The organism is Nonomuraea sp. NPDC049709 (assembly GCF_040674815.1).
In the GTDB taxonomy this organism is placed as follows: domain Bacteria; phylum Actinomycetota; class Actinomycetes; order Streptosporangiales; family Streptosporangiaceae; genus Nonomuraea.
This window is the reverse complement of record NZ_JBFANM010000087.1, coordinates 33218-45741: the sequence shown is the minus strand read 5'-3', so window position 1 is coordinate 45741 and position 12524 is coordinate 33218. Positions and strand designations below refer to the sequence as shown.

Below are 12524 nucleotides of genomic sequence, written 5' to 3'. Positions count from 1 at the left end.
TCTCAACACGTTCACGCCCACCAGCTAGGCATAACGCTACAGATTCACTCGATCACACTACGACATCAGGGGCAGGGGCCCACAGACCGCCCTCTGACCGTGCGGGAGCCTGATCGTGGTTGGCTCGTGCATGTTCATGATGCTAGCCGTCGTCTCCCGCAGGCTTGGCGCCCATGCCCCTTGAGACCAGCCCGCGATCGTCACCGCGATGTACCCGGATCGTGGAACCCGGTGGCCTCCTCCGGCCACCGGGTTCCAGACTCCGACCGGGGCCGGAGATCCAGCTCTCCGGCCCCCCTCTCGTGGTGTCTCAGCTCGCCCTGGTCGTCCCCGTGCGAGCGGAGCTGGCGGTGGCCACCGGGTTGGTCTCGGTTTGGGTGTACCGACTGGTAGGTGATCGTTGATCTCCTACGGTCACGCCCCGTGATCTAGTCGCTGAGGAGGGCTTGGGCGGTGGCGGCGGCGCGGGCGGCGATCGCCGGGATGCTGGACGTCACGAACGTCCCGCCCGCCGCGAGATCGCCCACGACGTGCAGGGGAGCGCCGGAGGGCACGTCCAGGCCACCCGCCGGGTTCGCCGTCGCCAGGCCACGGCTCCGCCGAGGCCCCGAAACCCCGCGAACATGGCTCCCGTGCGGGATTCACCGTGACGGCGGCGTCTTCAGTTCCCCTCGTGGTCGAGGGCGGCGACCTCGCGTACGGCCTCGGCGATGGCGCGATAGTCCTTACGCAGGATCGAACCGTGGTTGCTGGCGACTTTCGCGCTGATTTGGATGTTCGGATTGCGGGCAGTCACCGCAGGGAGGCTGGCGCGTACCTGTTCGTGCCCGCCCTGGCTTCCGAACGACTCCCCAGAAGCGATCACGTAGCGCGCCGGGACGGTGATGCTGTCCAGCACGGGGCCCAGGTCACGCTCGCGGGCGATCTTGCCGACCTCGATGTTGCTGTCTGCCAGCTGGTCGCCGGTCATCCGTGGAGCCATCCCGAACGGGCGCAGCAGCTGCATGGGCCACCAGATCCGCTTCCATATCTTGCGCATCCCCGCTTCCATGGACTCCTCGAACCAGTCGTAGGGCTGCGCGCCCTCAACCAAGACCGCACCCACGGTACGGGCCGGATTCCGGCTGGCCCAGTGCGCCGCGACAAACGCTCCGTAGGACCAGCCCACCACCACCGCCCGGGCCACACCCCGGGCTGCGAGGACAGCATCGACATCTCGGATGTTCGTCTCGAACGAGTAATCCGCCGAACGCTTCGACTTACCACGCCCGCGCATGTCGTAGGTGATGTGCCGCCACTGCGTCCCCAACTCGGCAAGGACCCTCCGCCATTGCCGCTGAACGCCGGCGTGGCCGTTGAGGTAGATCACAGGGACACCGCCGCCACCGGTGTCGGTGTCGGTGACGGCTAAGGCCGTATCGTCTACTGGCACCATGCCGGTCCAGGGGGATCGCTCGATGGTCATGGTCTGCCTTTCGCAGAAGTGAATCGGGAACGGTGGCTGGTGCCGGTGGCCAGATCCCGGACGGCGCCCTCGAATGAATAGTCCGCCGAGAGCTTCGACTTGTCGCGGGCGCGCTCGTCGTAGGTGATGTGCCGGTAGTCGCTGCCGAGGTCAGCGATGACGCACCGCCAGTGCGACTGGTCGGCATAGGCGCCGTTGAGGGAGACCACCGGATGGCCGGGCCCTCCGGTGTCGCGCACGTACAGCGCGGTGTCATCGACCGGCACCGTGCCGGTCCAGGTGGATTGCCGGCTGGTCATGGTTTCCCCTTACTCGCAGAAGACACGCAGGTGGCCATCGGGCGCCTCCAATTCCACGGTCGTCTCGTCGAGGTGCTCCACGAGCGCCTCGAGCTGTGCGGGCTTGAGCTGGGTCAGGTCGATCGGAACGCCTGCCTTGACCAGCTCGGCGTTGGCCCGATCCAGCGCCCGCGGCGGGATCAGGGCGACGAGCTGTACACCGGCTCGCAGCAGTTGCAGCGGCACCCGCACGTTGAGCCGCCCTGACTCTCCGTCCTCGAGGAACTCCATCTCCAGCCGGAGGTACTTCGCCCTGCCTTTCGGCCGGGGCTCGAGGCGCGAAGCCGCCGGCGACTGGTCTCGTTCGAGCGCGACGAGGAGCCGCTCCGCCTCCTCTGCAGTGATCTTGCCCTCGACCAGCATGTCGAGGACGTCCTTGCGCGGTTCGTTCATCGAAACCTCTCCTACTGGATGGATACGAGCACCGCCGTACGGCTGTATTCGACGTCGACCCGGGTGCCGGGCAACGCCGAGACGATGCGCCAGCCGGTGCCGAGCGCGTGCACCAAGCTGATGCCGAACACGAGGCAGGCCACGGCCGCGCCCAGAACGGCTAGGACCATGACCGGTGAAAGGACGAGCACCACGGGTAGGACCGGCACCCAGATCCGGATGGCACGATGGTCTGGGCGTTTGACCTGTACGGTCACCAACTGCGGCATCATGTGGGCCCTTCCAACTCCGACAGTGCCTGCTGTGCGGTGATCTCGCCGCGGCGCAACCGCTCGATGATGTCGGCCCGCGACGGCGCCGGATCGGTCTCGACGAAGTCAAGCATCTGTGTGATCCGGTTCAGTCGTCCTTTGATCGTCGGATAGCTCACCCCGAAGATGCGTTCCATCTCCTTGATGGAGCCGTGGCACCGGACGAACGCCGTGATGAAGACCTGATCCTCGACGTTGAGCTGAGCCAGTTGCGGTAGCTCGAAGTCGCCCTCGATCGCGACGCTGCTGCCTGCCAGGCGCACCCGCTCGACGACGAAGGGCTGGCCCTGGGTCAGGTTGGTAAGTTCCTGCCAATCCATTCCAAAGATATACCCGATGAACCTTCACTATTTCAAGGTTGATCTTAATTTTCTTAAGTCAGACTCGTTTGATCTGGACCAAATCGCGCGAGGGTTGACAACTACGGACGGAGGGGTCGGTGGGCGGCTGCGCGGACGGCGACTTCTACGTCTCGCTGGTCGCCACATGCTCGGCGTCGGCCTGGATGCCGAACAGCTCACCCAGGTCCTCACCGCCGCCGGATATGAGGTGGCCGCCGATTCCGGCCACAACATCGACTGCAGCGTCATCGCCCGCCTCGCCCCCGCGGGCTGACCGGACAGTCCGGCCTGTCGGGATTAGGTGATTTCCCGACACCCCGCCGACTGGGCCCCCGCAGCCCCGGAAATCAGACTTTGCGGCATAAAACGCCACTCCGGATGGGTGCTTTCGAGTCCGGATTGACGACAGGATTTCCCGACAGATAGAAGGGGGCTCCCGTCCCTCAGCCGAGGAGCCGCCGGTGCGGATCGTCTACTCCCGCTCGTCCACCGCCACTCAGTCCCTGCTGCGGCAGCGGCACATCCTCACCGAGGCTGGTCTGCTGGTGCGGACCGAAGGCGTCGCCGAAGGGTTTCGCCCGGCCGAGGGGGTGCTGCTGTTCGAGGACCCGGCGACAACGTCGAAGATCCCGGCGCTGGAGCGGCCCGCGTTCGCGAAGGTCGCCGCCGCCGCGCACCCCGGCGACGTCCTATCGGTCTCGGAGCTGTTCCGGCTGTGCCGCGACCTGATCGACATCCATGCCGTCCGCGATTGGTGCCAGTCCCGCGGCGTCGCCCTGCGCGTCCTGCCGGGCCCGCTGTCGAACTTCCACGACCTCGCCGCCAACGACGCCACGACAGCGCTGCTCATCAACGTGATCATCTCGGTCGGGCAATTCCAGCCGAGCTGACCGCCGAAGGGATCGCTGCCGCCGAAGCCGAAGGCCGCTACCGCGGCCGCCCGCCCTGGCCGGCTCCCGGCTTGAGGAGGTTCGATCGGCGTTCGTCGACCACGGCACCTCGATCGCGGCTCTCGCCCGCGCGCATGGAGTGAGCCGGGCCGCCATCCGAACTGCGCTGACCGGGCTGCTGCCCGGCCAGCCGGAGCCCCCGCTCATCCCGGCCGAGGGCCCTGCCGAAGCGTCCGGCTAAGTTACACGCGGGTATCGCCAACGGCTGTCCGCAGGTTCCTCAACCCCGGATCAGGCGGCGACGGGGAAGCTGCCGAGCCCTGCGGTCACACGCCCTGCGGAGCCGACAACGGGGAAGGAGATGATCGGCACGCCGATGGTGACGCGAGAGCGCTGATGGCGTGGTCCGATCGTCCAGGCGAACTTGTGGTTCCCGCCGTGTCTGATCGTGATGGCGCCGACCTCGTGGAGGGACTGGCCCACCCAGCCGCGCCGATGCTGCCCGCGGCAGCGGGGAGTCGCGCTGACATCCAGGAGTCTGCGCACGGTGTGCTCGGCGGAGGGCTCGCCGGCGCGGACCTTCTGCAGGCTGCGCTCGGGGATGGTGGTGCCGTCCGGCATCAGCCACATCGGGCGGGCGGTGGTGCGGCCGAGGTAGACGGCGTTGCAGGAGCGGTAGCTGACGCCGTCGTGTCCGGGCATGATGACGGTGCCGTCGGCGGCGATGCGGGCCACCGGGTCGGAGTAGGCCAGAATGCCGAGCTGGGCCGCCGCCGTCCGGCGCGCACGCTTCGTTTGCCGGTTATCTGGCAATTTCGCGGATGGTGGAGGTCTGCACGGTGGATCCGGTCATCGCTGAGCAGCTCGGCAGCTCCCACCCGCTCGCCCGGCACCTCGACGACTTCCTCACTGACCTGGCCAACGCCGGGAAGTCGGCGCACACCCGGCGCGCCTACCGCGGCGACCTGATCGCCTTCGCCGCCCACCACGGCGAAGAACTCGCCGAGCTGACCGCGACGCCGGTCCGCGCGTTTCTGGCCGAGCTCGCCGAGCTGTCGCCAGCCAGCCGCAAGCGCAAGCGCGCCGCCGTCGCCTCCTTCACCAAGTGGGCGGTCCGGCACGACCTTCTCGACGCCAACCCGATGGACCGCATCGACACCGTCAAGGTCCCGAAGGCCCTGCCCCGTCCCGCCAGCGCGGCCGACGTGGCCAAGGTGCTGGCGGTGATCTGCTCACGGCGGCCGCGCAAGGAGACGCCACTGGACCGGCTACGGGACCGGGTGCTGTTCGAGACCGCCTACGTGGGAGGCGCCCGCGCCTCGGAGGTGTGCGGCCTGTACGTCGAAGACCTCGATCTGCGCCTGGACGATGAGCACGTGCGCATCCACGGCAAGGGCGGCACCGTGCGCACCGTGCTCCTGGACGACCACGGCTACGTCACGCTGCTCAAGCTGTACCTGGCCCGCGCCGGCTACACCGCCGGGCCGCTGTTTCGCGCCTCCATCAACGGCGCCGCTGGGCTGCTGTCCTACGACGCCGCCCACCACCGCTGGCAGCGCAACTGCGCCCAGGCCCGCGTCGAGATCGATATCCACCAGCTGCGCCACGCCCACGCCACCGAGCTCATCAACGCCGGGGTGTCCATCGAGGCCGTCCGCCGCCGGCTCGGGCACGCCTCCACGGAAACGACGCAGCTGTACGCGCTGCTGGACGACAAGGTCGCCGACACCGAGATCCGCGCCGCCCGACGCCGCCGCGACCGAGCCGCGCATTGATCGCACAGTTGGCCTCTTCCGATTCAGGCTGCTTTGAGCAGGGATAACGCAATCGCGTGTACCTGGTGACAGCTTCGTCAACGACAGGCCGAGAAGGACCATCACGCGGCCGTGCTGCCCGAGCTGCGCGGGACCGGCGGGCACCGGGGCGCGTACGTGCTCCGGCGGGACACGGACGAACACGTCGAGCTGCAGGTCATCACGCTCTGGGAGTCCTTCGACTCGATCAGGGCCTTCGCCGGGGACGACCTCGGCACGGCGGTCGTCGAACCCGCCGCCCGGGCCGTCCTGCCGTCCTACGACACCGCCGCGCGGGACGCCCCCGGACGCCTCACTCCGCGATGATCATCCCCTGGTCGTAGGAGCTGTCCTTCAGCGCCAGCCAGGCCAGCTCCCACGCGTCCATCGGGCGCACGTCCCGCAGCACCGCGAGCAGGTCGTCCTTCGTCGCCAGCTCGCCCGTCACCTCCGCGAGCGCGTTCCCCCGCACGGTGACCAGCGTCGAGCCCAGGTCCACATGATCGCCCCAGATTCCCGGGGCTACTTCCTCGCACGCGCCTCGCACCTCGGAGCCGCAAGCCTGCTCGGCCGTCAGCCCATAAGGTGCCTGGACGGTGACGGCCACCTCCAGACCATCGCGCCGGCGCTCGTAGTGGAGGAAGAGGATCCCTTCCTCCTCGTCGACGGAGTCGAGACGGTATTCCGGCTGGTCGGTGGCGATGACGGGCACTTGTTCACGCGCCATCGTCTGTGCGGCGACCAGCGCCGAGAGGGGTCTCTCTCCCAGGACGGCGGCGATGCCGAGGACGAGGACCGTCCCGATGGTGGCCAGGCGCGTCACCATGCGCAGCGGCAGCGCCGTGGCCCCGGCGAGCAGGTAGCCGACCGCTCCTATCCCCATGAAGGCCAGAAGGCTGCCCCATCCGCCCATCTCCGCGATCTCGGCGGGCGGGACCGGAGCCGCGATGAAGCCCATGACGACGAAGACCGGTCCCAGGATCGAGATCAGCCACCACAAGGGCAGCCTGCCCCAGAGGGTCAGCAGCGTGCCCGCGGGCAAGGGCATGGCCAGCATCGCCAGGAACACGAGGATGTTGTCATCCACTACTTGCGCCAGGGCGGCTTCCCCGATCCCGATCACGGCCCCCACCAGGGCCGCCCGGATTAAGGCGTTCATGCCCCGATCATGGACCATGATCGGGCATGGACGTCAAGCCTTGGGCTTCAGCGTCCACGTCGAACACCGGACGGCATCGGCGACCACCACCCGCACAACCCGCCCTACTGGGGGGCCAGACCAAGTACGAGAAAAGGGGTAGGGTCCTGCCCTGCCTGAGATATCGCTGATCAGTGGGTACGGCGGCGGGACGCCAGCACCTCGGTGACCTTGGCGATGGCTTCGGCGCCGGGTTTGACATAGCGCATGGCGGTGCGCGGGTTCTTGTGCTGCGTCTTGCCCATGATGAGCTGCCAAGAGCAGCCTCACCTCACCGCAATCAAGATCCTTTTCACCGCCAACGGCTGTCCGCCCGTTCCTCAACCCCGAACACCGTCTCCTCGATCGCCCGCCTACTCGGCGTCAGCCGTTCCACGATCTACAAGTACGTTCCCGATCTCGCGACAGGCCGCCCTGCCGTCGAACCGCCAACGGCGCGCGCCGAATTGGAAGCAGGTAGCTGATATCCCAGCTCAGAGCCTATTTGGTGGCTGGTGCCACGCTGGTTAACGGCACCCAAAACCTAGCGTCTGACTAGCGTCCCACTAGCGCGCTCCGAGTGGTCCGATTGGGACATACCTCCGCCATACCGCGTCTCCGTATGGTCTCACCTCGACGGGAAATCAACGGAGGGAACCATATGAAGATCATGCGTACCGCGGTCGTCGTCGGGGGCATGGGGGCCGTGGCCATGATGGGCGCGCCCGCGCCCGCGTCGGCGTCGGTGACCGCGTCCGCCTCGGCGTCCGCGCCGGCGGCGTCGGTGACCACGTCGGCAGCCAAGGCCCTCGTCGCGACCTGTTCGAAGGGGTCCTACAGGCTGAAGGTGACCGTCACCTACATCGACACGACGTTTGGGCACCGCTTCAGCCGTGTCCACTGGACGGCCTCCGGAGGCCCCACCACGGTCAAGGTCAGCCTCGTCCAGGATCGGGGCGGCCTTCCGGACGCCGAGTTCCTGGCGACCGTGATCACGGGCAACTCCGGCAGCAGGGCGATCTCGGCGACCCGGCCGATGGCGCATCGGGTCTTCGTGAAGCTGGCCGGTAGGAACGGTGTCACGAGCTGCGTCGGGCAGAGCGGCGTCATCTGATCCGGACCGCTCGGCGCCCGCCGTCGCGAGAGACGGCGGGCGCCGGAGGTCAGGGCGAGGGGGTGGGGAGTTCGAGGTCGGCCACGATGGGGAAGTGGTCGTTTTGATGTCGCGAGAGGTCATGACGTAGTCGATGCGCTGGTACGGCCTGCTCACGCTGTAGGTGAAGCCGTCGCCCGCACCGGCTACGTCCTCAAGCAGCCCCCCGCCAGCCCAGAGGTCTGACAGCGTCCTCGGCCGCCGCCCTGCAAATGCCCCTCGCTCGTGGCCTGTCCGGCAAGGGTGTACCCCAACGCCACACCCGCCACCGCAGATGAACAGCGTCAAGATGGAGTCCGCATCCGAGTTTCTTGACGCCTGTCTGCTGGGCTCTTGGAGCTCATCCCGACAATTCGGGCTGATCAACATGATCGTCCCCGGCCAAATAGCGCTGGAGATCCCCGGCCAGATAGCGGGCTCTGGTGCATTTGCTGGGGAGCGGTCACGGAGTGCGACTTCCAGGCGCGAGTGAGGCCGGGGCCGCATGGAGGGTGGTAGCGATCGCGTAACGCGTTGCGCGTGAGAACGGCCGTTCTGTCGCGATCTGGATCGCCAAGATCTGATCATGAAGAACGGCCGTAGGGGTGCCATTGTGCTGCACGAGCTCATCGGCAGGGAAGTCGGTCTGCTGTACATGCTGTTCCCGCACCTGAAGGGCCTGATCCTTGACCAGGTGGAGGATCTGGGTGACCGCCTGAGGATTACGGCCCGTACGGGCTCGGAGGGGGTGACCTGCCGTGGCTGTGGGACATCGTCGGCTCGGGTGCACGACCGGTATCGGCGTCGTCTGCAGGACTTGGCCTGCGGCGGGAGACCGGTTCAGGTCGAGTTGGAGGTTCGCCGGTTCATCTGCGGCAACCCGGCGTGCTTGGTGGCGACGTTCGCCGAGCAGGTCCCCGGGCTGACCGCCACACAGCAGCGCCGCACGGCTGGGTTGCGGGGTCTGCTGGAGCGGGTCGCACTGGCCCTGGCAGGCCGCGCGGGGTCTCGGCTAGCTGGTGCGCTGGGCGCGATCGTCTCCCGGTTCACGCTGATCCGGCTGGTCAGGGCGTTGCCCGATCCCGAGATCGGGCCGGTCGCCGTGCTCGGGGTCGATGATTGGGCCAAACGGCGCGGGCATTCGTATGCGAGTGTCCTGGTGGACATGGCCGGCCACCGCATCATCGACGTGCTGCCCGACCGGGAGGGCCGCCACCCTGGCCGAGTGGCTGCGCGCGCATCCCGGCGTGGAGGTGATCTGCCGGGACCGGGCCGGCGCCTGCGCCCTGGGCGGCCGGGAGGGCGCGCCCGATGCCCAGCAGGTGGCGGATCGCTGGCACATGTGGGATGACCTGCGCGAATACGCGGACAAGACCGTCGCTGCCCACCACCGGTGCGTCAAAGAGCACTACGTTGCCCTTGCCCAGGTCGCTGAGGAGCAGGCCCCCAACCCCGGCCAGGTCGCCGAACAGACGACCATCGATCATGCCGAGAACAGAGCGCGCGTGGTGAAGGCAAGGGAGCGCTACCGGCAAGTCCAGGCGCTGAAGGCCGAAGGCAAGAGCCACGCCGCGATCCAGCGGGAGCTGCGCCTGGCGCCCATGACCGTCCGCAAGTACTCCCGCGCAGAAAGCGTCGATGAGGTGGTGGCGGGCACGCTGACCGGGTGGCCGAGCATGCTGGACGATTACAAGCCCCACCTGCATGAACGCTGGAATTCCGGGTGCGCCAACATCCAGCAGCTGCACCGGGAGATCACTGCGCTCGGCTTCCGCGGCAGCTACGGCACCGTCTACGCCTACCTCGCGCCCTTCAAGGGCTCAGCCGCGCCGCCCGCTGTCCCCGCGCCGCCCAAGGCCCGCCACATCACCAGCTGGATCCGCCGCCGTCCCGACAACCTCGGCCCGGATGAGCAGCGGAAACTCAAGGAGGTCCTGGCAGCCTGCCCGCACCTCGGCGCCTTACACGGCCACATCAAGACCTTCGCGGAGATGATGACCGATCGCCAAGGCCACCGCCTCGACGCTTTGGATCGACGCTGTCCGGGCTGACGACCTGCCCCATCTTCATTCCTTCGCCAACGGCCTCGACCGCGACCACGCCGCCGTCCTGAACGGACTCACGCTCCCTTACAGCTCAGGCGTTGTCGAGGGCAAAGTGCGCAAGATCAAATTCTTGAAACGGCTCATGTTCGGCCGCGCCAACTACGACCTCCTCAGAAAGATGGCACTGCTGAACTGAGCCGAGATCACCGACCGTGACCACTCCCCAGCATATGCACCAGACCCAGATAAGGGCCCGGCGCTCGGGTCGCCGTCACCAGGGGCAAAGTAGCGCCGAGTAACCATCATTACTCTGCGTGGTTGCGAGGTTAGTCATCTAAGTGTCGAATAACGATCGTCTATCGACACTCGCCGAGTCGATCACGAAACCGCAGGTGGGTGCTGTCGATAACTCGTGTCGAAAATCAATGTCGGTGAACGGTTCGTGAAGTAGATTTCGACAGTGCTCTTCGGCTACGCGCGGGTCAGTACCGCCGACCAGAACCCCGACCACCAGATCGACGCGCTGCTGCGCGCGGGCGTTGACCGCGATGCCATCCATCTGGACAAGGTCAGTGGCGCCAAAGCCTCCCGGCCTAGCCTCGACCTGGTTCTCAAGCTGCTGCGCGAGGGCGACACGCTGAAGGTCACCCGGCTGGACCGGTTGTCGCGCTCAGTCCTGCACTTGGTCACCCTCGGGGCGGACCTGCGCGAACGTGGGGTGGGACTGCATGTGATCGAGCAGGGTATCGACACCGACACGATGGAAGGCCGGGCGATGTTCGGCATGCTGTCAGTCTTGGCAGAGCTGCAGCGCGAGCTGATCGTTGCCAATACGATGGACGGCCTGGCCTCCGCCCGTGCGCGCGGCCGGGTCGGCGGACGCCGGCCCAAGCTCACCGCCGACCAGGCTGCCCTCGCCCAGGAGCTGTACGACGCGCGGGACAAGACCGTCCAGCAGATCGCGGACTTGTTCGGGGTGCCGCGCTCGACGGTGTACGGACACCTGGTGGACGGCACTGTGCCCCGCCAGCCGAAGACCCCGGGCAGGGCGTAGTCAGGACGCGGGTTCTTTTTGTTTGTCGTGGTCGGACTGCCAGCCCCCGGGCTGTGGATGCCTCGTAGGCCTTATGGATCGGATCGCAAGGACTGCATCACGAGCCTTGCACCGCGCTGATCTTGGCTGGTTGCACGTGCGTGCTATCTGAGCCTCGCAAACGGTCGGTCCGGGCCAGCCGTGGGCGGCTGAGAGTCATCCCCGCAGGTCACCGAATTTCGGAAATCCGAAAACCTATGAACGTGTTGGATATATCGCTTAGCGGTGTCGATCTTTATCAAGAACTTTTGTGTCTGACAAGATCTTACATTGGCTGTAGAAGTTGCGCTAACCTCACGTCTTGAAATTGGAACGCGAGCTTGACCAGTCCAGCTCGCCGTCCTAGCGAAAGAGGTTGCATGCGGAAGTTACGTGGCGTCGTAATTATATCCCTGCTCTGCGGGGCACTACTCGCGAATACTGCACCAGCAAGCGCCGAACGGCCAACCGACGTCGCCGATCGATTCAGCATCGAGGCTCTGGTCGAGAATAAGTACAGTGAGCTTCCAGCGCAGTCATCCCTCAACCAGTCCCTCGACCAAGGGGTCAAGGTTATGCTGTTAGGGGACGACAAGGCGGCTGTGGTCGATTCGTCGTTGGCCCCGGTTGGGCTCGCGGCCGCTACAAGGACAGGGACTGTGGAGCTATCTTGGGTAGCGCAGAGCAATGCCCAAGGATACACAGTCGTCCGCGACAACGTGAAACTCGCGGACCTCGCTTCCGGAACAGACTACTATCAGGACTCAGATGTTATTCCCGGAGCAACGCATCAATACATCGTCACGCCGACGTCGCTCGCCACGGGATCTCATCCTGTCTGGGGCATGAAAGTCACTGTCCCCCAGGCTCGGACAGGGGAGAGTGACGAAGACGCTCTTGAGCGCTATGCGGGCATCCGAATCACGGCCGCAGCTGCCGAAAGCCAGACGACGGTCACGTGGGATACATTCATTCCGCAAGCAAAGATCGACGCGCCTCCCGTAGGGTGCGAGTATGGTAGCGGCTACAAGTTTGGGGGAGACAACCGGTCGTATGACTGGACATCCTCGAGCTTCCGGACAGCTGTGAATGCCGTAATCGACTGGGACACCAAGGATATCGGCGGCTGGGGGGCCATCGGAGCCACCACGGTGTATAACGCCTCAGGCGCACTCGTGGCAACGAGGACAGCCTCTGATAGCGGCTTGGAGGCCTACGGGCTAGGATCCGGCTCAAATTATGTTGATATCCGACTGGTGAATCACGCCTCCAACCCGTTCTGCTCTGTCGGAGCGATCGACGGTGCTATCACGATGAAGGTTACCCAGAGCGGAAACTGGTCAATCATCTCTGGCAATCACCGTCAGATGCCCAATCATCACATCTATTTCTACAATGGTGGCGTCGTAACTGACGCATACAAACGGGACTATGCTGACGCACTTTGTCTCATCGGCTCTGCGACTTGCCCGTTGATGAACCTCACCGGTTACTCCGGCACATACCAATAGTACCGCTATTGGAGGCGGCTAGGCCAGCCCAGTGTCGCCTCCTTCGCTAACGCCTC

General features: G+C 66.1%; 18 protein-coding genes. 11 read left to right on the top strand and 7 right to left on the bottom strand.

Features of this window, described 5'->3' with window-relative positions:
* Positions 1–661 precede the first annotated feature (661 nt).
* The 5 genes from AB0J69_RS51485 to AB0J69_RS51465 are packed head-to-tail and all read right to left on the bottom strand — an operon-like array spanning position 662 to position 2827.
* Complete coding sequence (locus AB0J69_RS51485) at positions 662–1465, bottom strand: alpha/beta hydrolase (protein ID WP_364134043.1); 804 nt, start codon at positions 1463–1465, stop codon at positions 662–664.
* Positions 1462–1764, bottom strand: coding sequence for a hypothetical protein (locus AB0J69_RS51480; RefSeq protein WP_364134040.1), 303 nt, complete (start codon positions 1762–1764; stop codon positions 1462–1464). Before AB0J69_RS51480 ends, AB0J69_RS51485 begins: the two co-directional genes overlap by 4 nt.
* Before the next feature lie 9 nt (positions 1765–1773).
* Positions 1774–2196: a hypothetical protein gene (locus tag AB0J69_RS51475; RefSeq protein ID WP_364134037.1), complete on the bottom strand. Its 423-nt coding sequence runs from the start codon at positions 2194–2196 to the stop codon at positions 1774–1776.
* An 11-nt stretch (positions 2197–2207) separates the two neighbouring features.
* Positions 2208–2405: a hypothetical protein gene (locus AB0J69_RS51470; protein ID WP_364134034.1), complete on the bottom strand. Its 198-nt coding sequence runs from the start codon at positions 2403–2405 to the stop codon at positions 2208–2210.
* Positions 2406–2464: 59 nt separating this feature from the next.
* The gene (locus AB0J69_RS51465; RefSeq protein WP_364134031.1) at positions 2465–2827 is read right to left on the bottom strand and encodes a DUF2089 domain-containing protein; all 363 of its coding nucleotides are present in this window, start codon (positions 2825–2827) and stop codon (positions 2465–2467) included.
* 16 nt (positions 2828–2843) lie between these two features.
* On the opposite strand from AB0J69_RS51465, the gene AB0J69_RS51460 reads away from it, so the two are divergent.
* Together AB0J69_RS51460 and AB0J69_RS51455 are read left to right on the top strand one after the other, a co-directional pair.
* Positions 2844–3122 carry a hypothetical protein gene (locus AB0J69_RS51460; protein ID WP_364134028.1) on the top strand — a complete coding sequence of 93 codons (279 nt, stop codon included), beginning with the start codon at positions 2844–2846 and terminating at the stop codon, positions 3120–3122.
* Between the two features lie 187 nt (positions 3123–3309).
* The gene (locus AB0J69_RS51455) at positions 3310–3738 is read left to right on the top strand and encodes a recombinase family protein (protein WP_364134025.1); all 429 of its coding nucleotides are present in this window, start codon (positions 3310–3312) and stop codon (positions 3736–3738) included.
* Positions 3739–4029: 291 nt separating this feature from the next.
* On the opposite strand, the gene AB0J69_RS51450 is transcribed toward AB0J69_RS51455, so the two are convergent.
* Complete coding sequence (locus AB0J69_RS51450; protein ID WP_364134022.1) at positions 4030–4551, bottom strand: hypothetical protein; 522 nt, start codon at positions 4549–4551, stop codon at positions 4030–4032.
* Between the two features lie 8 nt (positions 4552–4559).
* On the opposite strand from AB0J69_RS51450, the gene AB0J69_RS51445 reads away from it, so the two are divergent.
* Complete coding sequence (locus tag AB0J69_RS51445) at positions 4560–5513, top strand: tyrosine-type recombinase/integrase (RefSeq protein WP_364134019.1); 954 nt, start codon at positions 4560–4562, stop codon at positions 5511–5513.
* 111 nt (positions 5514–5624) lie between these two features.
* A complete protein-coding gene (locus AB0J69_RS51440; protein ID WP_364134016.1) occupies positions 5625–5858 on the top strand; it encodes a hypothetical protein in 234 nt (77 codons plus the stop codon).
* On the opposite strand, the gene AB0J69_RS51435 is transcribed toward AB0J69_RS51440, so the two are convergent.
* Positions 5845–6690 carry a hypothetical protein gene (locus tag AB0J69_RS51435; RefSeq protein ID WP_364134013.1) on the bottom strand — a complete coding sequence of 282 codons (846 nt, stop codon included), beginning with the start codon at positions 6688–6690 and terminating at the stop codon, positions 5845–5847. The genes AB0J69_RS51440 and AB0J69_RS51435 overlap by 14 nt on opposite strands.
* 266 nt (positions 6691–6956) lie before the next feature.
* On the opposite strand from AB0J69_RS51435, the gene AB0J69_RS51430 reads away from it, so the two are divergent.
* The 7 genes from AB0J69_RS51430 (at position 6957) to AB0J69_RS51400 (ending at position 12468) form a co-directional block, all read left to right on the top strand.
* Positions 6957–7193: a helix-turn-helix domain-containing protein gene (locus tag AB0J69_RS51430; RefSeq protein ID WP_364134010.1), complete on the top strand. Its 237-nt coding sequence runs from the start codon at positions 6957–6959 to the stop codon at positions 7191–7193.
* 176 nt (positions 7194–7369) lie between these two features.
* The gene (locus AB0J69_RS51425; RefSeq protein WP_364134007.1) at positions 7370–7822 is read left to right on the top strand and encodes a hypothetical protein; all 453 of its coding nucleotides are present in this window, start codon (positions 7370–7372) and stop codon (positions 7820–7822) included.
* Positions 7823–8426: 604 nt separating this feature from the next.
* A complete protein-coding gene (locus tag AB0J69_RS51420) occupies positions 8427–9191 on the top strand; it encodes a transposase family protein (RefSeq protein ID WP_364134004.1) in 765 nt (254 codons plus the stop codon).
* On the top strand, positions 9088–9891 hold the full coding sequence (locus AB0J69_RS51415; RefSeq protein ID WP_364134001.1) for a hypothetical protein: 804 nt from the start codon (positions 9088–9090) through the stop codon (positions 9889–9891). Before AB0J69_RS51420 ends, AB0J69_RS51415 begins: the two co-directional genes overlap by 104 nt.
* The gene (locus tag AB0J69_RS51410; protein ID WP_364134049.1) at positions 9842–10081 is read left to right on the top strand and encodes a transposase; all 240 of its coding nucleotides are present in this window, start codon (positions 9842–9844) and stop codon (positions 10079–10081) included. Before AB0J69_RS51415 ends, AB0J69_RS51410 begins: the two co-directional genes overlap by 50 nt.
* A 264-nt stretch (positions 10082–10345) precedes the next feature.
* Positions 10346–10939, top strand: a complete 594-nt coding sequence (locus tag AB0J69_RS51405) for a recombinase family protein (RefSeq protein WP_364133998.1) — start codon at positions 10346–10348, stop codon at positions 10937–10939.
* 398 nt (positions 10940–11337) lie between these two features.
* Positions 11338–12468 carry a hypothetical protein gene (locus tag AB0J69_RS51400; RefSeq protein ID WP_364133996.1) on the top strand — a complete coding sequence of 377 codons (1131 nt, stop codon included), beginning with the start codon at positions 11338–11340 and terminating at the stop codon, positions 12466–12468.
* The last annotated feature ends 56 nt before the right edge of the window (positions 12469–12524 follow it).